Source organism: Stenotrophomonas sp. S41, from assembly GCF_016624625.1.
GTDB lineage: Bacteria > Pseudomonadota > Gammaproteobacteria > Xanthomonadales > Xanthomonadaceae > Stenotrophomonas.
In genome coordinates, this window is sequence record NZ_JACVTV010000057.1 from 1 (window position 1) to 26,578 (window position 26,578).

At 69.8% G+C, this 26,578-nt stretch carries 14 protein-coding genes; all 14 read right to left on the minus strand.

All coding sequences use genetic code 11. The features are described from left to right. Window positions 1-114: 114 nt before the first annotated feature. Window positions 115-2,331 carry a type II secretion system secretin GspD gene (gene gspD, locus IAE56_RS12940; RefSeq protein WP_200752796.1) on the minus strand — a complete coding sequence of 739 codons (2,217 nt, stop codon included), beginning with the start codon at window positions 2,329-2,331 and terminating at the stop codon, window positions 115-117. Between the two features lie 9 nt (window positions 2,332-2,340). After that, entirely contained in the window at window positions 2,341-3,132 is a 792-nt protein-coding gene (locus tag IAE56_RS12945; protein WP_200752797.1) for a general secretion pathway protein GspN, read from the minus strand. Next, window positions 3,122-3,820: a type II secretion system protein GspM gene (gene gspM / locus IAE56_RS12950; RefSeq protein ID WP_234456063.1), complete on the minus strand. Its 699-nt coding sequence runs from the start codon at window positions 3,818-3,820 to the stop codon at window positions 3,122-3,124. Before gspM ends, IAE56_RS12945 begins: the two co-directional genes overlap by 11 nt. Then, window positions 3,801-4,964: a PilN domain-containing protein gene (locus IAE56_RS12955; RefSeq protein WP_200752799.1), complete on the minus strand. Its 1,164-nt coding sequence runs from the start codon at window positions 4,962-4,964 to the stop codon at window positions 3,801-3,803. Before IAE56_RS12955 ends, gspM begins: the two co-directional genes overlap by 20 nt. Then, complete coding sequence (locus IAE56_RS12960; RefSeq protein ID WP_108767685.1) at window positions 4,961-5,824, minus strand: type II secretion system protein GspK; 864 nt, start codon at window positions 5,822-5,824, stop codon at window positions 4,961-4,963. The genes IAE56_RS12955 and IAE56_RS12960 overlap by 4 nt, the downstream gene beginning before the upstream one ends. Beyond that, a complete protein-coding gene (locus IAE56_RS12965) occupies window positions 5,821-6,453 on the minus strand; it encodes a type II secretion system protein J (protein ID WP_200752800.1) in 633 nt (210 codons plus the stop codon). The genes IAE56_RS12960 and IAE56_RS12965 overlap by 4 nt, the downstream gene beginning before the upstream one ends. Then, the gene (locus IAE56_RS12970; protein ID WP_116864291.1) at window positions 6,450-6,869 is read right to left on the minus strand and encodes a prepilin-type N-terminal cleavage/methylation domain-containing protein; all 420 of its coding nucleotides are present in this window, start codon (window positions 6,867-6,869) and stop codon (window positions 6,450-6,452) included. The genes IAE56_RS12965 and IAE56_RS12970 overlap by 4 nt, the downstream gene beginning before the upstream one ends. After that, complete coding sequence (locus IAE56_RS12975) at window positions 6,866-7,360, minus strand: GspH/FimT family pseudopilin (protein ID WP_200752801.1); 495 nt, start codon at window positions 7,358-7,360, stop codon at window positions 6,866-6,868. The genes IAE56_RS12970 and IAE56_RS12975 overlap by 4 nt, the downstream gene beginning before the upstream one ends. 6 nt (window positions 7,361-7,366) lie before the next feature. Next, window positions 7,367-7,810: a type II secretion system major pseudopilin GspG gene (gene gspG / locus IAE56_RS12980; protein ID WP_108767681.1), complete on the minus strand. Its 444-nt coding sequence runs from the start codon at window positions 7,808-7,810 to the stop codon at window positions 7,367-7,369. Window positions 7,811-7,859: 49 nt separating this feature from the next. Beyond that, the gene (locus IAE56_RS12985) at window positions 7,860-9,083 is read right to left on the minus strand and encodes a type II secretion system F family protein (protein ID WP_200752802.1); all 1,224 of its coding nucleotides are present in this window, start codon (window positions 9,081-9,083) and stop codon (window positions 7,860-7,862) included. A 24-nt stretch (window positions 9,084-9,107) separates the two neighbouring features. Then, a complete protein-coding gene (gene gspE / locus IAE56_RS12990; protein WP_200752803.1) occupies window positions 9,108-10,829 on the minus strand; it encodes a type II secretion system ATPase GspE in 1,722 nt (573 codons plus the stop codon). Between the two features lie 148 nt (window positions 10,830-10,977). Further along, entirely contained in the window at window positions 10,978-12,831 is a 1,854-nt protein-coding gene (locus IAE56_RS12995; RefSeq protein WP_200752804.1) for a S8 family peptidase, read from the minus strand. 153 nt (window positions 12,832-12,984) lie between these two features. Further along, complete coding sequence (locus IAE56_RS13000) at window positions 12,985-22,035, minus strand: ESPR-type extended signal peptide-containing protein (protein WP_200752805.1); 9,051 nt, start codon at window positions 22,033-22,035, stop codon at window positions 12,985-12,987. A 444-nt stretch (window positions 22,036-22,479) separates the two neighbouring features. Then, window positions 22,480-26,364, minus strand: coding sequence for a phosphoribosylformylglycinamidine synthase (gene purL, locus IAE56_RS13005; protein ID WP_200752806.1), 3,885 nt, complete (start codon window positions 26,362-26,364; stop codon window positions 22,480-22,482). Between the last annotated feature and the right edge of the window lie 214 nt (window positions 26,365-26,578).

Below are 26,578 nucleotides of genomic sequence, written 5' to 3' on the forward strand. Positions count from 1 at the left end.
GGTTTACGGCGTCCCCGCAAACCCACAGTGCCCCGCCATCCCACGGAATGCAGGCTTTTGACGTTGAAGTTGATTCTGCAGGTGCAGGGCTGCAAGCCCTGCATCAAAAAACCCTTACTTCTTGCGCTCGCGGGTGGGGAACGGCTCCATCGCGCGGAAGCGGTTGCTGTACTCATCGGTCAACGTCCGCGCTTCCTGCCCGTTGCGCACGATCGTCGGGGTCAGCAGCACGATCACTTCCGAACGCTTGTTCACCCGCGTCTTGTTGCCGAACAGACCGCCGACGATCGGCAGCCGGCTCAGGCCCGGCACGCCCTTGGAACCGTCCTCGTCGGAATTGGTGATCAGGCCCGCCAGCATGATCGTGTCGCCGCTCTGCAGCGCCGCCTCGGTGGAAATCTTGCGGGTGTTGATCGGCGGGTTGCAGGTGGTCTTGGTCGGGTCGCAACCGGCCGGAATGGCACCGGCCGAGCTGACTTCCTGCACGATGTCCAGGAACACCACGCCATCACGGGTGATGCGCGGGCGCACCTTGAGGATCACGCCGGTGTCCAGGTACTGCACCTGGCTGTAGGTGCTGTCGCTGATGCCGGTGTTGACCGACACCGAGTTGATCGGAATCTTGGTGCCGACGTTGAGCTGCGCTTCGGCGTTGTTGCGCACGAAGATGGACGGGGTCTGCAGCAGGCGCAGGTTGGTCACCTGGTCCAGCGCGCTGACTACCGCGGCGGCGTTCTTGCCAAGGAAGGTCCAGCCGGTCTCGGTGCCGGTGATGGCGCCGGCGAAGCTGCCCCAGATGTTGCGCCCCAGCGCGCTGGGCAGGGTGCCGCCGCCGGTGGCGCCGGTGTAGCTCTGCCCCTGTACGGCATTTTCGAAGAACCAGTTGACGCCGTACTTCAGGTCGCCGTTCAGATCGACTTCGGCCACCTGCGCTTCGATGTGCACCTGCAGCGGCATCACGTCCAGCTTCTCGATCACTTCGCGGATCGAACGCCAGGCCTGCGGGGTGGCGCGCACCAGCAGTGCATTGGTTTCTTCCACCGCCGAGACGCCGACGGTGTCACCTTCCACATCGAGGCTGACGCTGATGTTGCCTTCCTGCCGCTGCGGGAGGTTCATCGTGCTGGTCATGCCGCCGTTGGCGCTGGAGGAGGTGCCGGTACCGTTGGTGTTGTTGCTGCTGCCATCGCTGGTGTTGCTGAAGGTGTCGCCACCCCGGCTGTCCAGCTGCATCGGCGTCGCGCCCGGGGCCAAGCCGGCGCTGGAACCCCGGTTGTTGCGGTGGTTGCTGCTGGCGAAGGCTTCGGACAGGCGCTGGGCCAGGTCGCGCGCCTTGATGTAGCGCAGCTCGTAGGAGAACAGGCGGGCGCTGCCACCGGCGGTGTCGATGCGGTCCAGCCACTGCTGGATCTGGTCCAGGTAGCGCACCTGCGGGGTGATCACCAGCACGGCATTGGCGTTTTCCAGCGGCAGGAAACGGAACATGCCGGCGCTCGGCGTCTTGCTGTCTTCGCCGAACACTTTCTCCAGGTCACTGGCGACCTGCTCGGCCTTGCCCGACTGGATCGGGAACACGCCCACCGACATGCCCGACAGCCAGTCGACGTCGAAGATCTCGACGGTGTGCAGGTAGTTTTCCAGCTCGGCGCGGGTGCCACCAAGGGTGATCACGTTGCGGCCGGTATCGACGTTGACGATGGCATTGGGCCGCGCATACGGCTCCAGCACCTTCTTCATCTCGCTGGCGGAAATGAACTGCAGCGGCACCACGCGCACTTCGAAACCGCGGGCACTGGAGGCCGGCGCGGTGCTGGGTGCGACGGTGCCGGCCAGTGCCTGGTCGGCGGCGACGATGTTGTAGCGGCCACCGCTGTAGACCATGCGGGCGTTGTTCCAGCCCAGCACCATCTCCAGCAGGTTCAGCGCCTGCGCCGGCGACACCGGCTTGGGCGTGGCCAGGGTGACCGTGCCCTGCACGCCCGGCGCGATGACGTAGTTCTGCCCGAGCATGTCGCCAAGGATCGCCTTGACCACCGCGTGCACCGACTCACCTTCGAAGTTGAAGGTGGCGCTGCCGCCGCTGGCCGAATGCAGGGCCGGTGACGGCGCGCGCGCGGCCTCGCGGTTGATCATGGTGCCGCTGCCACGGCGGATCACCGCCTGCGGCGTGCCGGCGGCGGCATCACCTTCGACCACCTGCGGATCGGCGGCGGCGGCACCGGCCTCCGGTGGCGGCGTGGTGGCACTGCGATGGACATGCGGGCCGGACACGGTGGCGCAGCCGACCAGCAGCGTCAGGGCAAGGGACCAGGGCAGAAAACGCAGGTTCATGCATTCACTCTATCGGTTGGAGCCATCGCCCGGGGGCGGCGACGGTTGTTGCTGCTGTTGCTGCAGCTGACGGCGGCGGGCCTGGATGCGTTCGCGGATGGCCTGCATCTGCGCTTCGCTGGGGCCGTTGTTGGCGGGGGCGGCCGGCGATGGCGCGCTTGCCGAGGCGGCCACACCGGCGGCGCCGCTGACGACATCGGGGCTGGGCCGCGCATTGGACGCGGCTGCGGCGGCGGCGGGGGGCGGCGGCGGTGGCACGACACCGGCAGGCGGCACAGCGCCATTGGCGCCGCGCAGCACGGTCGGCGGTTCACCGCCCTGCCCGTTGTAGGTGACCAGTTCCAGCACCTGGCTGCCGCTGGGGCCGATCACCGTGGCCTGGCGGGGCTCCAGTGCGACCAGCTGCCAGCCATCGACCGCCTCACCATTCAGGCGCAGGCGCACCGAGCGGTTCTGTTCGGTGGTGAAGGTGGCCATGCTGAAGCTGTCGGTGAGCAGCACGCCGGTCAGGCGCAACGCGGCACTCGCGGCCGGTTCGCTGCCGCCCAGCAGATACGGGCGCGGCCGCCGGTCTTCGGCGAACAGCGGGCGTTCGCCGATGGCGCTGAAGCTGTCGGCCGCGACCATGCGCTCGGCGGCCATCGGCGGCAGGGCCGGCAGCGTGGCCTGCGCGGCGGCATCACTGTCGGCAGCCGGCAGGCGACCGCCCAGGCCGAAGCCGGTAGCCAACCAGGTGGCGCCCGCCCAGCCGGCCAGGGCCAGCAGGAAACCGGTGCGCAGGGTGATCGGGTCACGTTTCATCGGTGCCCTCCGCTTCCACCGGCGGCTCGGCCGGTGCAGGGCTGGCATCGGCGGCAGGCGCCGCTGCAGGAGCATCCGTCGCAGGCACGGCGGCGGCATCGCCACCGGCCCCGGGCAGCAGGTAGCCCGCCAGTTCGAACGACACGTCCAGGCCCAGGCCCGATTCGTTCGCCGATTGCTGGAAGCGCTGCGCGATCAGGTTGAGGTTGTCGACGAACAGGCGCGGGCTGCCGGTTTCCAGGCTGTGCAGGACGGTGGCCAGTTCGGCCACGCCACAGCGCAGGCGCACCTGCATGGCCACGCGCACGAACTCGGCATCGCGGCGGTTGTCGGTGAGCGGCGTGCGGTTGCTGATGGTGCAGCTGCGGTTGCCCGGGCTGGCCGTGGCCACTGCGTCCTGCACGCGCGCGCCGAGGGCCGCGGCGGCGGCTTCGGCGGTGGCTTCGCGCAGGAAGCCGGGGCGCTGCTGCAGGGCCTCGCGGGTCTGCTGCAGGCGCTGTTCGATCTGCGGCTGCTGCTGCAGCTGTGCCTGCACGCGCTGCTGGCGCTCGCGCAGCGCGGCCACGTCGTCGTTGATGGCCAGCAGCGGCTGGGTGAACCACGGGTGCACCAGCAGCAGGTAGGCCAGGCCCAGCACTGCGACCAGCAGTGCCAGCGCCAGCCAGCGGTCACGGCGTGCGCTTGGCATCGGCATCGGCCGCCTCCTTGGCTGGGGCGGCAGGCGCGGCGGCCGGGGCCACCGGCACCGGCTGCAGTTCCGCGGTCAGGGTGAAGCGGTCACGGCCGCTGCCGGCGCCGTCGGCCTGCAGCACGCCGGTCAGGTTGACCTTGCGCCACTGCGGTGCGTCCTGCAGCAGCTGCACCAGCTGCGAGGCTTCGCTGCTGAGGCCGATCAGCTGCAGGTTGTTGTTCTCGATGGCCAGTTTTTCCAGGTAGGTGCCGCTGGGCAGGCGCTGGGTCAGTTCGTTCCACAGCTCCACCGTGCTGGCGCGCTGGGCGCGCTGCTTTTCCAGGAAGGCGGCACCGTCCAGCAGCGCCTGCAGTTCGCTGCGCTCGCTGGCCACGCCTCGCGCACTGCGGGCGCTGCGCTCGACCTCGTCGCGCAGCGCGTCGGCGGCCTCGCGGCGGTTGTCCAGCAGCTGTGCGGCAGCCAGCACCAGCATCACCAGCGCAGCCAGGCCGAGCAGCAGGTTCCAGCGCCGCATCGGGTCATGCCGCGACTGGCGCTGGGCGTGCGGCAGCAGGTTCACCTGCAGCGGCTGGCCCTGCGCGTCGAGGGCATCGACACCGGACAGCGCATCGGCCCAGGCGCCGACCTGGCCGCGCCAGGCATCAAGCTGGCGCAGCGGCCACGCCACCAGTTCAACCTGCAGCAGCCCTTCACCGGCACTGCCGCGTTCGCGCACGTCATAGCTGACCTGGCTGGACTCGAATGGCGTCTGCCGGTCGATCTCGTAGCCGACCACCGCGCGCAGGCGGTCGCCGGCGGCCATCGGCAGGCGCAGGTTGCGGCGCAGGACCTGCGGTTCGGCCAGCAGCCAGACCCGCGGCAGGCTGCGCAGGCGCGCGTCGAGGACACGGTCCAGTTCAGCCGGCGGGGTCGGCCATGGCAGGCTGGCCACGGGTTCCAGGCCCTGCCCGGCTTCGCGCCAGACCTGCAGCAGGTCACCCTGCCGCTGCAGCAGCAGGCGGGTCTGCGACCAGCCCAGCGCCCACTGCCAACGCGCCGGTACCCAGGCCAGCAGGGACTGCCGCCACCAGCGCAGAAAACGGCCCGCACCTGGGCCGATCCGCCCCTGCACCTGCCGCAGGCTGTCCTGCCATGCCGTCATCTTGCTGCCATTCCCTGCTCCCAGCGAAGCACCGTGTAGGTTCGTCCGGGCACACCGCCCGATCCATTGCGTACCACCGCCTGCAGGACCGACAAGCGACCGCTGCCGTCGATGGCACGGGTCTCGATACTATAGGTGCCGCTGCCGCTGGCAAGCATTGACGGCGCAGCACCGGAACCTTCGTCACGCTCCAGCTGGGCGCGCTGCGCCAGCACCTGCTCGGCATCCAGGCCCAATGCGGTCAGCACCGGCGCCCCCGCCACGCGCGGATCCGGCCGCGCCTGGCGGCTGTACAGCGTCAGATACGGCAGCATCGCCGTGTACAGCGAGGCACGCATGCCAAGCACGCGCTGCAGTTCGCCCAGGGTTTCGAAGCGCTTGTTGCGCGGCCCATACGGCAGGCCCGCCGCTGCATAGTCCGGCGCCTCGGCGCCACCACCGGGCTGCAGCAGGCTGTCGGCGTCGCGCCAGTCGATGATGGCGCCGGCCAGCTGCCGGGCCTGCTCGGCGGGCTCGCCCAGCGCCTGCAGGAATGCAGTCAGCAGCGTGGCGTCGGCAAGGTTCAGGTTGATCTTGCCGTTCTCGTCCAGCACCCGGATCTCGACCGGGACATCGTCGTACTGCCAGCGGTAGGTGCGTCCATCGGCCTGCCAGGCCGGCCGTTGCGGGTCCGGGCGCAGGCGCAGCAGTGCATATTCCAGCCCGGCACGGGCACGTTCTTGGCCGCGCGCGTCATCGTCGAGCACGCGCTGCTGCAGGTGCTCCACGCGTGCGGTCAGCGCAAAGGCACCGACCAGCGCGGTCATCAGCGCGATCAGCCACAACACCAGCACCAGGGCGGCCCCGCGCTGTGCCTTCATCGTGCACCGCCCATGCCGCCGCTGCGCGGTGCAACCACCAGCGGCGGCCACGGCGCGCCACGCTGCGGCACGATCTGCACTTCCACCAGCAACGGCAGCCGCCGGGTGTCGTCCCAGCGCGGCAGCCAGTCGCTCATCTGTCCGTTGGCCGGGTCGATGCCCCGGTAGCGCAGCTTCACTTCTTTCAGTGCATCGGCCAGCACTTCGGGTGGGCGCGGCGGTGTTTCCGGCAGGCGTTCTCCTTCCTGCAGCAGCACCAGGTCCAGCAGCAGGCGGCGCTGGCCGGGCGCGCCATCCACCTGCAGGGTATGCAGGTAGGGCCCGCCGCGACCGAGATAGCCGGGCAGATCGGCGACGAACTGCATGCCTTCGTCATCGCCCTGGAAGAACACCGGCTCGCGGGTCGGATCGGGTACCTCGATCGGGCTGCGCAGCGCACCGCCCAGCTGGCGCCGCAGCAGCGCCTGCACCGCGCGCATGCGTTCGCTGTCGGCCGCGATCTGTTCGCCGCGTTGGCTGACCGCCATCGCCGCACGCACGCTGGCGAATGCCAGGGCCAGGCCACCGGCCAGCAGCACGGTGGCCAGCATCACTTCGACCAGGGTGAAGCCGGCGACGCGACGCTTCATCGTGCGCCCTCCAGGTCCGGCGGCAACAGGCGCAGGCTGCGCCACTGCAGTTTCTCGCGTTCGCCGTCACCCCAGCGCACCTGCAGCTGCAGTTCGGCCAGCCACGGCGCACCCGGTGACTGCGTCGGCGCGACATCGCCGGCACGCGGCTCGCTCCATGGCTGCACCTGCAGCTGCCAGTGGTAGCGGCCCTGTTCCCATTCGCCACTCTGGCTGCCGACCTGCAGTGGCGCGTCAACGCCGGCGCTGGCCAGCAGCGACTGCGCATGCAGCACCGCACGGGTACGCAGCTCGCCATCGCGAACCTGCCGCGCGCCGCCGGACAGGCTGCCCAGCAGCAGGGTCAGCGCCAGGCCCAGCAGGGCGAAGGCCACGATCACTTCGAGCAGGGTGAAACCACGCGCCGACTGTTTCATTGCGCCCGCCATGGACCGGAACGGACCTCGCCGGTCAGCCAGCCGACATCGATGCGCCATTCGGCGGCGTCGCGCTGCAGGCGGATGCGGCCGCCACTGGAGCCGCCGTCGGGATGGAATTCGATCACGCCCTGCCCCGGCGCATCGCTGAGCTGCGCCGCGCCTTCAAACACCACCTGCACCGGTTCGGGCACGCTGCCACGACGTTCGTTGGCACCCTGCCAGCGGTGCTCGGCCGGTTCGATGACGAAGCGCTGCGGTTCGCCGCGGGCAATCGCCTGCGCGCGCACCATGCGCAGCTGGCTGGCGATGTCCTTGCCGGCGCTGCGCAGCTGCATGCCGGCAAAGCCACGCGACAGGCCGGCTGCCGTGATCAGGCCGATGGCCGCGATCAACGCGATCACCAGCAGCATCTCCAGCAGCGACAGGCCGGTCGCGCGCCTGCCGTGCAGGCGCGGGCTGGGCAGCCGGCGCGGCAGGTACGGCGTCATGCAGGATTACGGCTCGTAGCGGATGTCGGCGTCGACGCTGCTGCCGCCGGTCTTGCCGTCCTTGCCCAGGCTGATCAGCTCGTAGGCCTGGCCTTCGCCCGGCGCGCGGTACTCCAGCGCGTGGCCCCACGGGTCGTTCAGATCGGCAGGCTTGGCGTACGGACCCAGCCAGCCACCGACACCGGCCGGCGAGGTCACCAGGTCATTGAGCGACCCGGGCAGCTTGCCGGTGTCGATCTGGTAGTTGTCGATCTTCGAGGCGACGGTCTGCACCTGCGCCTTGGCGATGTTCGCCTTGCCGCGGTCGGCGCCGCCCAGCACGCGGCTGGCGACCAGGGTCAGCACCGCGCCGATCAGCACGATGACGATGATGATTTCCAGCAGGCTCATGCCGGTCTGGTGGCGTGCGCTGGCGAAGGACAGGCGGATCGGGCGACGGGAAGCAAGCATGGTCGGTCCTTTCAGTTGCGGTGAGTCGGGGTTGCAGGGAAAACCATCGTCAGCCGATGGCGTTGGTGAGGTCGTACAGCGGTACCAGCACGGCCACGATGACCGCGCCGACCACCGAGGCCAGCACCAGGGTGATGGCCGGCACCATCGCCGCCAGCAGGCGGTCGATGCGGCGGGCGCTGTCCTGTTCGAAGGTATCGGCGGCCTTCAGCAGCATGGTGTCGAGCGCGCCGGATTCCTCGCCGACCTGGATCATCTGCAGGGCCAGGCGCGGGAAGCGCTTGCCGCGCGACAGCGCCAGCGACAGGCCAGCACCGTTCTTCACTTCGTCGGCGGCGGTGTCCAGGTCAGCGGCCAGCGCACGATTGCCCAGGACGTTGCGGGCAATGCCCAGCGCACCCAGCAGCGGCACGCCGTTGCGCAGCAGCGTACCGAGGGTGCGGGCCAGGCGCGCGGTTTCCAGTTCGCCGAGCAGGCGGCCGATGCCGCGCCGCTGCAGCAGCCAGCCATCCAGCGCCAGGCGCGCGGCGGGCTGGCGGAACTGGCGTTCCAGCAGCAGCGCCAGCACCGCCGGCACCACCAGCAGCAGGATCCACCAGTCACGCACGAACAGGCCCAGCTGCAGCACCGCGTTGGTGAACCACGGCAGCGCCACGTCCAGGCTTTCATACATCTGCGCGAACTGCGGCACCACGTAGCCAAGCAGGAACAGCAGCGCACCACCGACCACCACCAGCAGGATGGCCGGGTAGACCAGCGCGTTGACCACCTTGCCCTGCAGCGCGCGGCTGCGTTCAAGGTAATCGGCCAGGCGCTGCAGGGTCTCGTGCAGGCTGCCACCGGCTTCACCGGCGCGCACCATGTTCACGTACAGGCGCGAGAACAGGCCGTGCTGCCGTTCCAGCGCAGTCGACAGCGGCGCACCGCCGCGCACCACGTCGCGGATGTCGGTGATCGCGCGCCGCGAACGTTCGTCCTCGGGCAGGCCGAGCAGGATCGACAGCGCGCGGTCCAGCGGCTGGCCGGCGCCGAGCAGGGTCGACAGCTGCTGGGTGAACTGCAGCAGCGCCGCGCCCTGCAGCGGACGCGGGCGGAACAGGTTGCCCAGGCTGCTGCCGCCCACCCCGCCGCCCTCGGCGGCCAGGCGCGTTTCCATCGGCAGATGGCCCTGGTCCTGCAGGCGGGCGATCAGCTCGGCCTCGCTGGCCGCTTCCATCTGCCCGTCGAAGACTTCGCCGTGCGGGTTCAGTGCCTTGTAACGATAGGTGGGCATGTCAGCGTCGATCTCCCGCGCGCATCAACCCTCCTCGGTCACGCGCAGGACTTCCTCGATGGTCGTCTGCCCGCTCAGGGCCTTGGACAGGCCGTCTTCGTACATGGTGCGCATGCCGGCCTCGCGGGCGATGCGTTCGATCTCGCCCATGCCATCGCGACGCATCACCGCGCGCCGCAGCGCGTCGTTCATCACCAGGAATTCCATGATGGTGGTGCGGCCCAGGTAACCGGTCGGTGCCAGTGCCGAGGGCTTCGGACGGAACAGGTGGATCGGCCCCTGCGGCTGCAGGCGGCGCAGTTCGAAACGTTCGATCTCCTCCGGCGAGGCTTCGTAGCGCTCGGCGTGGGTGGGCTCCAGGCGGCGCACCAGGCGCTGGGCGAGGATGCCGTTGATGGTGGACGTGAGCAGGTAATCCTCCACGCCCATGTCGAGCAGGCGGGTGATGCCGCCGGCCGCGTTGTTGGTGTGCAGGGTGGACAGCACCAGGTGGCCGGTCAGCGCCGACTGGATGGCGATGCGCGCGGTTTCCAGGTCGCGCATTTCGCCGATCATGATGATGTCCGGATCCTGGCGCACGATGCTGCGCAGCGCGTTGGCGAAATCCAGGCCGATCTGCGGCTTGGCCTGGATCTGGTTGATGCCTTCGATCTGGTATTCGACCGGGTCCTCGACCGTGATGATCTTGACGTCGGCGGTGTTGAGCTGGCTCAGCGCGGTGTACAGCGTAGTGGTCTTGCCCGAACCGGTCGGGCCGGTGACCAGCAGGATGCCGTGCGGCTGTTCCAGCACCTTGCGGAACTGCGGCAGGAACGCATCGGTGAAGCCGAGCCGGTGGAAATCGAAGACCACGGTTTCGCGGTCCAGCAGTCGCATCACCACGCTTTCGCCATGCGCGGTCGGCACGCTGCTTACGCGCAGGTCCAGTTCCTTGCCCTGCACGCGCAGCATGATGCGGCCGTCCTGCGGCAGGCGGCGCTCGGCGATGTTGAGCCGGGCCATGATCTTGATGCGGCTGATGACCGCGGCGGTGAGGTTGGCTGGCGGGCTTTCGCCTTCCACCAGCACGCCATCGACGCGGTAACGCACCTTCAGGCGGTTCTCGAAGGGTTCGACGTGGATGTCCGAGGCGCGCAGTTCCACCGCACGCTGGATCACCAGGTTGACCAGGCGGATGACCGGCGCTTCGGAAGCGAGGTCGCGCAGGTGTTCGATGTCATCGACCGCGCCGCCTTCGCCATCGGCGGTTTCCACGATCGCGCCCATCGCGCTGCGGCCCTGGCCGAACCAGCGCTCGACCAGGTCGTCGATCTCCGCGCGCATGCCCAGCGCCGGGCTGACCGGCACGCCCAGCGCCAGCTGCACGGCCTGCTGCGGGTAGGCGTCGTGGGCATCGGCCAGCCACAGGCGTACGCCATGTTCATCCAGCGCCAGCGGGCAGACGTGGAACTGCTTGAGGAAACGCAGCGACAACGGCAGGCCTTCGGCCAGCGACTGCGGCGGTGCCTCGGGCAGCTGTTTCGCTTCCAGCAGCGGCAGGCCGAGCACGTCGGCGCTGGTCTGCGCCTGGTCACGTTCGGACACCAGCCCCAGCCGCACCAGCAGGCCCAGCAGGCTGCCACCGGCTTCGGCATGCAGCGGGCGTGCACGCGCCAGGTCCCCTTCCTTGAGGCGCCCGCGCGCCAGCAGCGCATCGAGGATGCGGCCTTCGGCGTCGTCGATGGCGGTGGCAGCGAGCGCGTTCACATGACTCTCCTGTCGATCCTCCCGACTTTAGCAGTTCAGCCCGGACTTCCGCTGCCTTGTGCGTGCAGGACCACGAAAGACGACGCCCGTCACCTTCCGGTAACGGGCGTCGCCAATTCACTTACGACATTGCGTGCAACCGTGGCCCTTACTGGGTGGCCAGGATGGTCACGCCGTTGAAGGCCGCTTCGCCCACCACCTTCACGTAGTAGGTGCCGGCCACCGGCTTGGCCACGCGCACGGTTTCGGTGTTGCCCGGGCGGCTCGACTTGGCGTCGTTGTCTGTGGCGGTCGGCACGCGGCCCTGCGCCACGTACACCGAGACGTTACCGGTGCCGCCATAGGTCAGCACGCTCAGCTGCTTGCCGGCGACGGCTTCGAAGGTGTACACGGTCTCGCTGCCGGTCGCGCCGGCAACACCGGCGAGGGCCACCTTGTTGGTCAGCGGGATGCCTTCCGGTTCGCAGTTCTCGGTGCACGGTTCGGCCAGGGCCTTGGCCAGCGCGGCCTTGGCGTCGACGATGCCGGTGCCGATCGGGGTCGATGCCGGAATGGTGACCGGGAACGGACGCGCGGTTTCCTTCAGCAGCGTGCGCATCGCCGCCGGGGTCAGCGGATCCTTGCCACTGGCGATGAGCGCGCTCTGCACCAGTGCAGCGACGCCGGCCACGTGCGGCGAGGCCATCGAGGTACCGCCCATGCCCATGTAGCTGTAGGCGCCCGAATCGGGGGTGGTTGCCGCATCCGAACCGGCCTGCCAGATGAAACCACCCGGGTTGCCGTCCACGCTGCCGCCGCCGCCCGGACCGGACAGGTCCACGCGCGTACCGTAGTTGGAGTAGTAGGTGATGCCACCGGTGATGCGCGTCGCACCCACGGTCACCACGCCGTCGCAGCTGGCCGGGCGGTAGTTGGCGGCGTTGTCGGTGTCGTTGCCGGCGGCCACGACCACGGTGGTGCCACGCGAGATCGCGCCGCTGATCGCATCCTGGTAGGCGCCTGTGCAGGCACCGCTGCCGCCCAGGCTCATGTTGATGATTTCAGCCGGATTGGTGTTGGCGGGAATGCCGGCGACGGTGCCACCGGACGCCCAGGTGATCGCGTCGGTGATGTCGGAGAGGTAGCCACCGCACTTGCCGAGCACGCGCACCGGCAGGACCTTGGCCTTGTGTGCGACACCGGCCATGCCGACGCCGTTGTTGGTCTGCTCGGCGACGGTGCCCGCGACGTGGGTACCGTGCCAGGAGCTGTCTTCCGGCTGCGAGCCGTTGTAGCACTCGTTGGCGTTCTCGACCCAGTCACCGTAGTCCTGTGCACCCGGCACGCGGTCGTCGGTGGCACGGCGCGAGGTCTCGGCGTCGCTGATGAAGTCGTAGCCCGGCAGCAGGTTGCCGACCAGGTCGGGGTGCTGCGGCAGGATGCCGGTATCGAGCACGGCAACGACCACGCCCTCGCCCTGCGACACGTCCCAGGCCGCCGGCGCGTTGATGCCACCGGTCGGGTTGCTCAGGTGCCACTGGTACTGCGCATAGAAGGGATCGTTCGGCACCAGGGCCGGCTTCACGTCGCCCGCGCGCAGCTCGGTACGGCGCAGCTTGACGTCGGCTTCGGCGTACTTGACCGACGGGTCGGCCTTGAGTTCCTTCAGCACGCGCTGCAGTTCTGCCGGGGCCAGGCGGCCCTGCAGGCGGATCACATCGGCGCCGATGCCGAGCTTGCGCACCACCTGCGGGCCCATCGCGCTGGCGCGGCTGGTGCCACCGGACAGGCTGGCGCGGGTGAGTGCGGACTGCACGGTGGACAGCTTGGCCGAGCGGTCGCTGGCGGCCAAGGTGCCCTTTTCATACATCACGATGATGCGCTCAGTGCCCGCTTCGGCGGTGCTGGCCTGGCGCACCGGCTCGCGGGTCGGCAGGCCGGCAGCGTGGACCGCGCCTGCGGCGGTCACCGACAGCAGGGCGGCGGCAAGCACGTTGATGCGAAGGTTCTGCTTATTGATCACGTCACATTCCTCTTCTGGGTCATGGTTGGATCCAACACTGCGGCCATCAATCCTTGACGGATCCCGGCTGGCCGAGCCGGGGTTGCCGAGACCTCCCCTCAGGCCCTGTAGCAGAAGCAGCGCCGGCGGCGTGACCGCCGGCGCGTTGTTGCCTTACCAACCGAAGCCGGCACCGACGCCGACCGAGGCGTCATCACTGCTGAACGCACCGCCGAGGGTGACCGTGGCGCGATCACTGATCGCACGCTGGTAGCCCAGCGACATCGCCGATTCGCCGCCCTGGAAACCGATGCCGACACCGACCCGGTTCTGGGTGCGGATGCCGGCGGCACTGGTGGCCATGTTGAGCATGGCCGCGCTCATCGCGCCCTGGCGGTCGATGCGGCGATCCATGTGGCGCAGGCGGCCATCCACTTCGCCCTTGAACACATCGAAGCTGTCGGCGACGGCCTGCACGCGGCTGTCGGTGTAGCTGTTGGCGGTGGTGATGCCGCGGTCCAACTGGCCCTTGTTCACCGCGTCGGTGGCCGCGGTACCTGCGGCCACGTTGGTGACCTGGCGTTCGTTGCCTTCGCTGCCCACCGACACCGTGTTGGCGCGGTCGGCGACCGAGCCCTGGCCCAGTGCAACCGCATTGGCGGCGGTGGCCGATGCGCCCTGGCCGATGGCCGTGGACGAAGCGCCGCTGGCGACGGCGCCGTCACCCATGGCGACTGCATTGGCACCGACGGCCGGCTGCGCCGCCGTGGCGCCTTCGACGCTGGGCTTGGCCACCACGTTCGACCGCGAGGCCACTGCATCGGCCTCGGCCGCGGTGGCGACCTGGGCGGTGCTCGCCTGCACGCTGGCGCTGCGCAGGCTGGCCGTTGCCGTGCGGCTGGTGCCACCGGCAGTGCGCTGGTCAAGCTCGGTCACCTTCCTGTCCAGTGCACCCAGTGCGTCGCCGACATTGCTGTAGGTCGAGCCCTGGATGACGTAGTTCGGCGCGATGAACACCCCCTGCATGCCGACGCTGGCACCGCCGCCAAGGATGCTGGCGGCATCGCTGAGCGACTGGAACAGCTGGCCGCCGTTGATCGCCTGGCGGCTGCCGGACGCGATGCTGCCGGCGCCGACGTTGTTGATGACGGTGCCTTCGATGCCGGACAGGGTCAGCTGGTCGCGGCTGGCATCGTCGTAGGCCACCGCGTTGGCCGAGGTGGACTCCACCGTGGCGATGCGCGAGTCGAAATCACCGACGCGGGTTTCGACCGCACCCACACGCTGGTTGGTGACGTTGAGCTGCGAACCGGTGACCGCGTCGCTGCTGCCGGCGGCGATGCGGCCGTCGGCCACGTTGACGATGCGGCGGGTGGCCGGACCATCGGTGCCGTTGCCGCCACCGACCGAGACCACGTTGGCTTCCACCGCACGCGCGCCGGCACCCAGGGCCACCGAGTTGTTGCCGCTGACCGCGCTGTTGGCACCCAGCGCCAGCGATGCATTGCCGATGGCGTTGGCGCTGCTGCCCACGGCATTGCTGCGGTTGCCGCTGGCAGTCGCGCCCGAACCCACGGCCACGGCATCGGTGCCGCTGGCGGTAGCCACGCCACTGCCATTGGCCTTGAAGCGCTGGCCGACCGCATCGGCGGTAGCGGCCACGGCGTCGAGCTGGCCCTTGTTCACCGCATCGGTGGTTTCAGTACCGGCGGCCACGTTGGTGATCTGCCGCTGCGTGGCCGCGTTGCCCACCGACACCGTATTGGCGCGGTCGGCCTGCGAGCCGTTGCCGAGCGCGACGCTGTTGGCTGCACTGGCGGTGCTGTTGGCACCCAGCGCGGTGGCATCGGTCGCGTCGGCCCAGGCGTTCCAGCCGATGGCGCTGGCGTAGTCGCTGGTCGCCCAGGCACCGGCACCGAAGGCCGCCGCGCCGGTACCGCTGGCACGCGCCGGGATCAGGCCGAAGTAGGTGCTGCCACCGATGGCCACGCTTTCATCACCCGTGGCTTCGCTGGACTGGCCCATCGCCACCGCGTTGGCACCGGCCGCGGCAGCACCGAAGCCGACCGCAGTGGTGTTGGCGCCGGTGGCCGCCGAGCCATAGCCCAGTGCGGTGCCGAGGCGGCCGCTGGCTTCGCTGTAACCACCGACGGCGGTGGTGCCATCGGCGGTGGCGGAGGCGCGGAAGCCACTGGCCAGCGACTGCGCGCCGCTGGCGATGGCTTCGGCACCGTTGGCCGTGCTGTAGACACCCGTGGCCTGCGCCGCGTTGCCGGTGGCGGTGCTGCTGATCTCGCTGGCCACCGCGCCGCTGCCGTAGGCCGCACTGTTCTCGCCGGTGGCCTGCGCCTCGTTGCCGACGGCCGCGGCATTGGCGCCGGTGGCCAGGCTGTTGAAGCCGACCGCTGTGGCATTTTCAGCCAGGGCGGTGGCGCCGCTGCCCAGCGCGGAGGCGCCGTTGCCGATGGCGTTGGAGGCTTCACCGGCCGCCAGTGCGTTGTCACCTTCCACATAGGCACCGGCATCGCTGTCGGTGCTGCCGCTGGCCTGGAAGTACTTGCCGGTGTTCTCCGCGGTGGCGGCGACGGCATCCAGCTGGTTCTTGTTCACCGCATCGGTGCCTTCGGTACCCGCTGCCACATGGGTGACCTGGCGTTCGCCGCCCTCGCTGCCGACGGCCACCGTGTTGTCACGGTCGGCCGTGGAGCCTGCGCCCAGCGCGACACTGTTGATGCCGTTGGCGGTGGCACCGGCACCGAGCGCGGTGGACTGCACTGCGCCGGCCCACGAGTTCCAGCCGATGGCGGTGGCGTAGTCGTCGGTCGCCCAGGCACCGGCACCGAAGGCCGCCGCACCGTAACCGCTGGCACGCGCCGGGATCAGCCCGAAGAAGGTGCTGCCGCCGATGGCCACGCTTTCATCGCCAGTGGCTTCGCTGGAATCACCCATGGCCACGGAGCTGGCGCCGCTGGCGGTGGCGAACACGCCGGCCGCGGTGCTGTTGGCACCACTGGCCAAGGTGCCGTAACCCAGCGCGGAGCCGAGGCGACCGCTGGCTTCGCTGTAGCCGCCGACGGCGGTGGTGCCATCGGCCGAGGCCGAGGCACGGAAGCCGCTGGCCAGTGACTGCGCGCCGCTGGCGATGGCTTCGGCACCGTTGGCGGTGCTGTAGACCGCCGTGGCCTGCGCGCCGGCACCGGTGGCGGTGCTGCTGGTTTCGCTGGCGACCGCACCACTGCCGAAGGCGGCGCTGTCTTCGCCGGTGGCCTGGGCGTTGTTGCCGATCGCCGCGGCGTTGCCGCCGGTCGCCAGGCTGTTGAAGCCAACCGCGGTGGCGTTGGCCGCCACTGCGGTGGCACCACTGCCGAGCGCGGTGGCACCGTCGCCGATGGCATTGGCGGCCTCACCGGCGGCCAGTGCGTTGTCGCCTTCCACATAGGCGCCGGCATCGCTGTCGTCGCTGCCGCTGGCCTGGAAGTACTTGCTGGTGTTCTCCGCAGTGGCGGCGACGGCATCCAGCTGGTCCTTGTTCACCGCATCGGTGCCTTCGGTGCCGGCCGCGACGTTGGTGATCTGGCGGGTATTGCCAGCGCCGCCGACGGAGACCGTGTTGTCGCGGTCTGCAATCGAGTCGGCGCCCAGGGCCACGCTGTTGGCGCCCTGAGCTTCGGCGGCGTTGCCCAGCGCCGTAGCGTTGGTACCCGGTGCCCAGGCACCACCACCAACCGCAGTGGAGTAATCACCCGACGCTTCGGTGGCGAGCAGGCCGAACAGCGAACCACCGATGGCCACGCTGTTCACGCCAGTGGCCAGGCTGCCCTGGCCGGTGGCCGTGGCATAGGCACCGGAGGCTTCCGAATCGCCACCGAGGGCCACGCTGTTGGAACCGGAGGCGTTGGCGAAGTTGCCGAACGCGGTGGCGTTGAAGGCCGACGCGCTGGCATAGCCGCCGATGGCGGTGCTGTAGCCGCCGGTGGCTTCGGCACCGATGCCGAACGCTGCCGAAGCGGTACCGCTGGCGACGCTCTCGCTGCCGACTGCGGTGGCGGCTTCGCCGCTGGCGCTGCTGAAATAGCCCACTGCCACGGCTTCCTCGCCGCTGGCTTCGGACAGCACGCCGGTGGCGGTGCTGCCGGCACCACTGGACACGGCAGCGGCACCGAAGGCGGCACTCTGCTCGCCGCTGGCTTCGCTTTCCGCACCCTGCGCGGTGGCGTACTCGCCGGTGGCCTGCGCGTTGGCGCCGATGGCGCTGGCGTTGTCCGCCGTGGCCAGGGCATTGAAGCCGATCGCCTGCGCGTTGGTGCCGATGGCATTGGCACCGCTGCCCAGTGCGATGGCGCCGTCACCGATGGCATTGGCGGCTTCGCCGGCGGCCAGGGCATTGTCGCCTTCCACGTAGGCGCCGGCATCGCTGTCGTCGCTGCCGCTGGCCTGGAAGAACTTGTTTCCGGTGCCTGCGCTGGCGGCCACGGCATCCAGCTGGGCCTTGTTCACTGCATCGGTGGCCTGGGTGCCTGCGGCGACGTTGGTGACCTGGCGTTCGCTGCCGGCGCTGCCGACCGACACGCTGCGGTCGCGGTCAGCCACCGAGCCTGCGCCGAGAGCCACGGCATTGTTGCCGTTGGCGGTGCTGCCGGCACCGAGCGCGATGGCGCTTTCGCCACCGGCAACCGTGTTCGTGCCCACCGCGATGCTGTTGACGCTGTTGCCAAGTGCCTGGAAGCCCAGCGCCAGGCTGTAATCGCCGTAGCTGAAGGCACCGCGGCCGACGGCGGTCGAGCTGACACCGTTGGCCCAGCTGTTGTAGCCGATGGAGGTCGCGCCGTTGGCACTGGCCCAGGCCGCCGGGCCGAAGGCCGAGGCGTTGGTACCGGTCGCCCACGCACCTGCACCGAAGGCGGTCGCGCCTTCCTCGCTGGCAGTGCTGTAACCGCCGACAGCGGTGCTGTCATCGGCCTTGGCAAAGGCACTGTCGCCGATGGCGACGGCATAGCTGCCGGTGGCGCGCGACTTGCCGCCCGCGGCGAAGCTGTTGTCACCGGTCGCCTGCGCGGCATTGCCGAAGGCGCTGCTGCTGGCGCCGGTGGCCTGCGCGGCGTTGCCCACCGCAGTGGAACCGGCCGAGGCGGTGGTGCCGACCTGCACCGGATTGCCTTCGTCGTCCAGCAGCGGCTGGTTGTACTCGTCGTACGCCTGGCCGAGGCCACCGATGGCGACGGCACCGTCGCCGTCGGCGAAAGTGTTGCGGCCCAGGGCCACGGTGTCGGCGCCGATGGCACCGGCACCTGCGCCCTGCGCAAGCGCGCCTGCGCCGATCGCATTGCTGGCCGAACCCGCAGCCACCGCACCTTCGCCTTCGGCGTAGGCGCCGGCATCGCTGCCCTCCTCACCCTGCGCCTGGAAGAAGCGCGCGGTGGTGTCGGCGGTGCTGGCCACTGCATCGAGCTGGGCCTTGTTCACCGCATCGGTGTCTTCGGTACCCGCGGCCACGCTGGTGATCTGGCGCTCGCTGCCGTTGCTGCCGACGGCCACGCTGTTGTCACGGCTGGCCTGCGAGCCCGCACCCAGGGCCACCGCATTGCTGCCGGTGGCGCTGCTGTTGGCACCCAGCGCGGTGGCGGTGGCACCCGATGCGGCACTGTTGCCGCCGACGGCGACGCTGTCCTGGCTGTTGCCGCGCGCCCGCACGCCGACCGCGACGCTGTTGTTGCCGGTGCCGAACGCCCCCTGGCCAACTGCCGTTGCACCTTCGCCGCTGGCCCAGCTGTCCGCGCCGATCGCGGTGGCATCGCTGGCGCTGGCCCATGCTGCCTGGCCGACGGCCGAGGCGTTGCTGCCCGTGGCCCACGCGCTGGCACCGTAGGCGGAGGCGCCGTCGGCACTGGCGCTGCTGTAGCTGCCGACCGCGCTGCTGTCGTTGCCCGTTGCGGATGCGCTGGCACCCACGGCGACGGCACGGTCACCCACGGCCTGCGCGTTGCCGCCGGCTGCGACGGCACCCTCGCCTTCGGCGGTGGCACCGGCATCGCTGCCGCTTTCCGGCTGCGCCTGGAACAGGTGCGCGGTGGCATCGGCAGTGCTGGCCACCGCATCGAGCTGGCCCTTGTTCACCGCATCGGTGTCTTCGGTACCGGCGGCCACGTTGGTGATCTGGCGATCGTTGCCTTCGCTGCCGACGGCCACGCTGTTGTCGCGCACCGCTTCGGAGTTGGCACCGAGGGCGACGCTGTTTGCGCCACGCGCGGTGGCGTAGTAGCCCACGGCGGTGCTCTGCGCACCGCTGGCCCAGGTCTGCGCACCCAGCGCGCTGGCGTTCTCGCCCGGCGCATAGGCGAAGTAGCCCACCGCCGTCGATTCGGCACCGGAGGCTTCGGTCAGGCTGCCGTTGGCTACGGCGTAATCGCCGCTGGCAATGGCACCGGCACCGACGGCCGTGGCGGCTTCGCCACTGGCCTGGGTCTGCACGAAGAAGCCCAGGCCCGGGATCAGATCGGCCGGGCCACCAATGGCCACGCTGCTGGTGCCGGTGGCGTTGCTCTGCGTGCCCAGCGCGGTGGAGTAGTCACCCACTGCATTGGCCACCGCACCGAAGGCCGAGGACTGCGCGCCGGCGGCATAGGCGCCGACACCGTAGGACGAGGCGGCAAAACCGCTGGCTTCGGCGCTGGCACCGACGGCGGTACCACCGACACCCGCGCTGGTGGCGCCGGTGTCCACCGGCACGCCACCGCTGGTGATCAGCGGGTTGCCGTCTTCATCGACGGCGGCGCCACCGACGGCGACGCTGCCCGGGCCGGCGGCCTGTGCGTTGTTGCCGAAGGCGGCACTGTTCTGGCCGCTGGCCAGTGCGTTGTAGCCCACGGCCGTAGCGTTCTGGGCGACGGCGGTCGCGCCGGCACCGACCGCGGTGGCGCCGTTGCCGATGGCATTGGCAGCCTCGCCGGCGGCGAGCGCGTCGTCGCCGTCAGCCAGTGCACCGGCATCGCTGTTGCTGCTGCCGGTGGCCTGGAAGCGCTTGGCGGTGGTATCGGCCACCGCAGCCACGTCCTTCAGCTGGCCGACGTTGACCGCATCGGTGTCTTCGGTGCCTGCGGCGACATGGGTCACCTGGCGTTCGTTGCCATCGCTGCCGACGGCCACGGTGTTGTCACGGTCGGCCTGCGAGGCCGCGCCGAGGGCGACGCTGTTGCTGCCGTTGGCGGTGGCGCTGGCACCGAGCGCGGTGGACTGCGCGCCGTCGGCCCAGGCATTCCAGCCGATCGCGGTTGCATAGTCTTCGGTGGCCCATGCGCCGGCACCATAGGCCGATGCACCGTAGCCGCTGGCGCGCGAGGTGATCAGGCCGAAGTAGGTGCTGCCACCGATGGCCACGCTCTCGTCGCCGGTCGCTTCGCTGGCTTCACCGACGGCGACGGCGCCGGCACCGGTGGCCGTGGCGAACACGCCGGCGGCGGTGCTGTTGGCGCCGCTGGCGACGGTGCCATAGCCCAGCGCCGAACCGAGGCGGCCGCTGGCTTCGCTGTAGCCGCCGACGGCAGTGGCGCCGTCGGCCGAAGCCGCCGCGCGGAAGCCGCTGGACAGCGACTGCGCGCCGCTGGCAACGGCTTCGGCACCGTTGGCGGTGCTGTAGACCGCCGTGGCCTGCGCACCGGCGCCGGTCGCGGTGGTGCTGGTTTCACTGGCCACTGCACCACTGCCCAGCGCGGCGCTGTCGCTGCCGCTGGCCTGTGCGTTGGTGCCAACGGCCGAGGCGTTCTCGCCGGTGGCCAGGCTGTTGTAGCCGACTGCCGTGGCCTGCGCGGCGATGGCCACGGCACCGCCGCCGAGCGCGGTGGTGCCATCGCCAATGGCGTTGGCTGCTTCACCGGCAGCGAGCGCGCTGTCGCCCTCGGCCAAGGCACCGGCATCGCTGTCTTCGCTGCCACTGGCCTGGAAGTATTTGCGGGTGTTCTCCGCGGTCGCGGCGACCTCGTCCAGCTGGTCCTTGTTCACCGCGTCGGTGCCTTCGGTACCGGCAGCGACGTTGGTGATCTGGCGGGTGTTGCCGGCGCCACCCACCGAGACGGTGTTGTCACGCTCTGCGATCGAATCGGCACCCAGCGCGACGCTGTTGGCGCCCTGTGCTTCGGCGGCGTTGCCCAATGCGGTGGCATTGGTGCCCGGCGCCCAGGCGCCGCCACCGACGGCAGTGGAGTAATCGCCCGAGGCTTCGGTCGGCAGCAGGCCGAACAGCGCGCCACCCACGGCCACCGAGTTGGTGCCGGTGGCCAGGCTGCCCTGGCCGGTGGCGGTGCTGTAGGCGCCGCTGGCTTCGGCATCGCCGCCGACGGCCACGCTGTTGGAGCCGCTGGCGCTGGCGGCGTTGCCGACCGCGGTTGCGTTGAAGGCCGAGGCGCTGGACAGCCCGCCCAGTGCGGTGCTGTAACCGCCGCTGGCTTCGGCACCGACGCCGAAGCTGGCCGATGCGGTGCCGCTGGCGGTGCTGCCTGCGCCGACACTGGTGCTGCCGCTGCCCGAGGCCTGCGACTGCGCGCCGACGGCGGTGGCGCTGTCAGCGGTCGCCTGTGCGTTGTGGCCCAGCGCCGTGGTGTCGTCGCCATCGGCGGTGGCCGATGCGCCGGCAGCCAGTGCGCCTTCGCCATCGATCTGCGCGGCGTCGCTGTCATCGCCCGCACCATCGGCCTGGAAGTAGCGGCGGCCCTGCGCGGTGGCGGTGGCCAGTGCGGCCTGGGTGGCCTGCGCCTGCGCATCGAGCTGCGCGCGGTTGACCGCATCGGTGGCCGCCGTACCAGCGGCCACGTTGGTGATCTGTCGTTCGCTGCCGGTTGCGCCCACCGACACGGTGTTGGCGCGGTTGGCAGTGGAGCCGGCGCCCAGCGCGACGCTGTTGGCGGCGCTGGCGGTGCTGCCGGTGCCCACGGCCACCGCGTTGCGGCCGCTGGCGTTGGCGCTGCCGTCGACCACGCACTGGTCGATCAGGCTGCTGCTGAGGGTCACGCAGTTGGCGTTGCCGCCCACTTCCACCGACTGTGCGGCGGCGAGGCCGGAGCCTCCCAGTCCCATGGCCAGGGCAAGCGCTGCGGCCAGGGTCACCGGCCGGACGTGGTCGGCATCGCGGCGCTGGTCGACGACCCCACCGCGGGTGTCGGAAGAGGCCAGTTCCGAGGCCACCACCAACTGACCCAACGCTTTGTTCCAGACCTTGCGATAAATCCGATTCATCGGTACGGCTCCTGATTTTTTGGACTGGTTTTGGGCAAAGCAACGCCATCGCCGGACCTTCTGGTCCAACGTCCCCCAAGGGCGTTATTCGCGTGATTTACTGCGGGTATTGCCGAACGCCGCGCAGCGACAGAAAACCGGGCGCAGAGCGACGTGCGGTTACTGCGGTATGAACAGATTTGAAACAGGGCCCAAGTGTTAACGTGAACTTTCCGGGTCGTCAAGACTTTGACGCAGAAAATGCAATTGCCGTGAACCAGTTCACTTTTTCGCCTATTTATCCGGCGAATTTGTTATTAGCACGTGACGAAATGTCGGCGCCATGTAAATGCATGTAACTGATGGCTGCGGCAGGATTTTCTGCCCGCATAAAGAAAAACCCGACAGTCGCCTGCCGGGTTTTCCGTACTTCATCGCATTGCAGCCTGCGCGGCGGATGCGCCGTCAGCCGCACCACACCCGCGCGTTGCGGAACATGCGCATCCACGGCGAATCACCCTGCCACTCGGCCGGGGCCCAGCTCAGGTTGAGCGCACGCGGCGTGCGTTCCGGGTGCGGCATCATGATGGTGACGCGACCGTCGGTGCTGGTCAGGCCGGTGATGCCGTCCGGCGAACCGTTCGGGTTCAGCGGGTACTGGCTGGCGACGTTGCCGTTGCCATCGACGTAGCGCAGCGCCACGCGTGCGGTGGCTTGGTCCACGGCGTTGTCGAACACGGCCTGGCCTTCGCCATGCGCCACCGCCACCTGCAGGCGCGAACCGGCCATGCCACGCAGCAGGATCGACGGCGACTCCACCACCTCCAGCAGCGCGGTGCGGGCTTCGAACTGCTCGCTGGCGTTGCGGCGGAACTGCGGCCAGTGCTCGGCACCGGGGATGATGTCCTTCAGCTGGCTCATCATCTGGCAGCCGTTGCACACGCCCAGGGCGAAGCTGTCCTCGCGGGCGAAGAACGCGGCGAAGGCATCACGCAGCGCGCTGCGCTCGAGAATCGACGTCGCCCAGCCACGACCGGCACCGAGCACGTCGCCGTAGCTGAAGCCGCCACAGGCCACCAGGCCGGTGAACTCCTGCAGGGCGACGCGGCCTTCGATGAGGTCGCTCATGTGCACGTCGTAGGCGCGGAAGCCGGCACGTTCGAAGGCGTTGGCCATTTCGATCTGGCCGTTGACGCCCTGTTCGCGCAGCACGGCCACGCGCGGACGCGCACCGGTGCTGATGAACGGCGCGGCCACGTCTTCGTTGAGGTCGAAGCTGAGCTTGGGCTTCAGGCCCGGCGCATTGAACGCACGCGCCACCTCACGCTCGGCATCGGCGTTGGCCGGGTTGTCGCGACGCTTCTGCATCGCGTGGGTGACCGACCACCAGGCGTCGAACAGCGCTTCCCAGCGCCATTCGGCCAGGTTCTCGCCGCCCAGCGACACGCGCACCACCGGTGCGGTGGTCGGCTTGGCGATGCGCTGCGCGCACTCGATCAGGGCATGGCGCTCAACCAGGTCGGCGAAAGCCGCACGGTCTTCGCGGGCGATCTGCACCACCGCACCCAGTTCTTCGTTGAACAGGCTGCGGAACGGATCATCGCCCCAGGCATCGAGGGTGATGTCCAGGCCCAGGCGCGAGGTGAACGCCATTTCGCACAGCGCGGCGAACGCACCGCCGTCGCTGCGGTCGTGGTAGGCCAGCAGCAGGCCGGCCTGGCGCGCATCGCGGATCAGTTCGAAGAAACCACGCAGGCGCTGCGGGTCGTCCAGGTCCGGGGCGGCACCAGCGAACGCCGGCAGGTCGCCGTGGTCGGCATGCACCTGGGCCAGGATCGAACCGCCCAGGCGCTGCTTGCCGGCACCGAGGCCGATCAGCCAGAGCTCGCTGTCCACGTCGCGGTCGAGCAGCGGGGTCAGCTGCTGGCGCACGTCGGCCACCGGCGCGAATGCCGAGATGACCAGCGACACCGGCGACACGCTCTTGTGCGCTTCGCCCTGGTCGTGCCACTGCGCCTGCATCGACAGCGAGTCCTTGCCCACCGGGATGCTGATGTCCAGCTGCGGGCACAGTTCCATGCCCACGGCCTTCACCGCGTCGTACAGCAGCGCGTCTTCGCCCGGGTGGCCGGCAGCGGCCATCCAGTTCGCCGACAGCTTGATCTCGTCCAGTGCATCGACCGGGGCAGCGCACAGGTTGGTCAGCGCTTCACCGACGGCCATGCGTGCCGACGCAGCGGCATCGAGCAGGGCCAGCGGGGTGCGCTCGCCCAGCGACATCGCTTCGCCGGCCACGCCGTCGAAGTCGGCCAGGGTGATGGCAACGTCAGCCACCGGCAGCTGCCACGGGCCGACCATCTGCTCGCGCGCGGTCAGGCCACCGACGCTGCGGTCACCGATGGTGACCAGGAAGTTCTTCGAGGCCACGGTCGGGTGCGCGAGCACGCGCAGGCCGGCTTCCTGCAGGTCCAGGCCACCGGTCTTCAGCGCCGGCCAGCGCGGGGCCGGCGGGTGTGCGGTGTCGCGATGCATCTTCGGCGGCTTGCCGAACAGCACGTCCATCGGCAGGTCGATCGGCGCATCGGCCGGGGTGTGGCCCGGCACGGCACCGTAGGCCACCACCAGGTGTTCTTCGGCAGTGGCCACGCCGACGGCGGCGAACGGGCAACGCTCGCGGGCGCACAGCGCGGCGAACTCGGCCAGGCGTTCCTGGGCCACCCCCAGCACGTAGCGTTCCTGCGATTCGTTGCACCACAGCTGCATCGGCGACAGCGACGGATCATCGGTGGGCACCTTGCCCAGGTCGATGACGCCGCCGACATTCGAGTCGTGCAGCAGTTCGGGGATGGCATTGGACAGGCCACCGGCACCGACGTCGTGGAAGAACTTGATCGGGTTGTTGGCGCCCATCGCCACGCAGCGGTCGATGACCTCCTGGCAGCGGCGTTCCATTTCCGGGTTGTCGCGCTGCACGCTGGCGAAGTCCAGGTCCTCGGCGCTTTCACCGGAGGCCACCGAACTGGCGGCACCGCCACCGAGGCCGATCAGCATCGCCGGGCCACCGAGCACGATGACCGCATCACCGGCCTGCAGTTGGATCTTGTCGACCTGGATGCGGTCGATCGCGCCCAGGCCACCGGCCAGCATGATCGGCTTGTCGTAGGCGCGCACCAGATCGGCGCCTTCAGGCAGCTCGAAGCTGCGGAAGTAGCCGAGCAGGTTCGGGCGGCCGAACTCGTTGTTGAAGGCGGCGCCGCCGAGCGGACCGTCGGTCATGATTTCCAGCGCCGGTGCCATGCGCGGGTTCAGCGCGCGCGGCGCTTCCCACGGCTGCGGCAGCTCGGGAATGCGCAGGTGCGAGACCGAGAAACCGGACAGGCCGGCCTTCGGCTTGCCACCGCGACCGGTTGCGCCTTCGTCGCGGATCTCGCCACCGTTGCCGGTCGAGGCGCCCGGGAACGGTGCGATCGCGGTCGGGTGGTTGTGCGTTTCCACCTTGATCTGGAAGGCGCTGGGCACCTGCGGTTCGCGGCGGTACTCGCCACTGGCCGGATCGGGGCGGTAGCGCGAGGCCGGGTGGCCTTCGATCACCGCGGCATTGTCGCTGTACGCGCTGAGCGTGTGCTGCGGGGTCTGCTGGTGGGTGTTCTTGATCATCCGGAACAGCGAACGGTCCTGTTCCTGGCCGTCGATGGTCCAGCTGGCGTTGAAGATCTTGTGGCGGCAGTGCTCGGAATTGGCCTGCGCGAACATCATCAGTTCGACATCGGACGGCGAGCGGCCCAGCGCGGTGAAGCGTTCGCGCAGGTAGTCGATCTCGTCCTGGGCCATGGCCAGGCCGAGGCGCTGGTTGGCGGCCTCCAGCTGGTCCACCGGCACGCGTTCCAGCTCACCCCGCGCCGGGGTGGTGAACAGGGCCTGGCCCTGGTCGACGGTGTCCAGCACCGACTGGGTCATCGGGTCATGCAGGGCCTTGACCAGCGCCTGCTGGGCGGCGGCCTCGGTCGGCCAGCCCTGCACGTCGATGCGCAGGCCGCGCTCGACCCGGCTGACCGGCTGGCCGGCACCGCGGACCAGTTCGGTGGCCTTGCTGGACCAGGGCGACAGGGTGCCCAGGCGGGGCACGACGATGCGGCTGACGGCGCCGTCGGCGATGGCCTCGGCCTGCGGCTGGGCTTCCAGGATGCGGCACAGGGTGGCCACGTCGGGGGCGGCCGTGCCTTCGGGCTGGACGAAGTAGACGTGCCAGGCACCGCTGATGCGCAGGGAGGGAGCGATGGACTGCAGGCGGGATTCAAGGCGTTCGCGGCGGAACAGCGACAGGGCGGGCGCGCCCTCGAGGACCATCATGTCCGGGGAACCGTAGTTGGGAAACGGGCCCGACATTGTACCGGAACCGGGGGGAGGGCTTTGGCCGGGCGGCGCCCGGCACCCGCAGAGGCCAGGGCAACCGCCAGAGCAGAAGCAACAGCGGGTTTCCTGGGGGATGGCGGGGTGGGTCCGGTTGCGGGGGACGCCGTAAACCTGTGGTGGTCAACCATTTCTGGACACTCTCAAGGGGTGT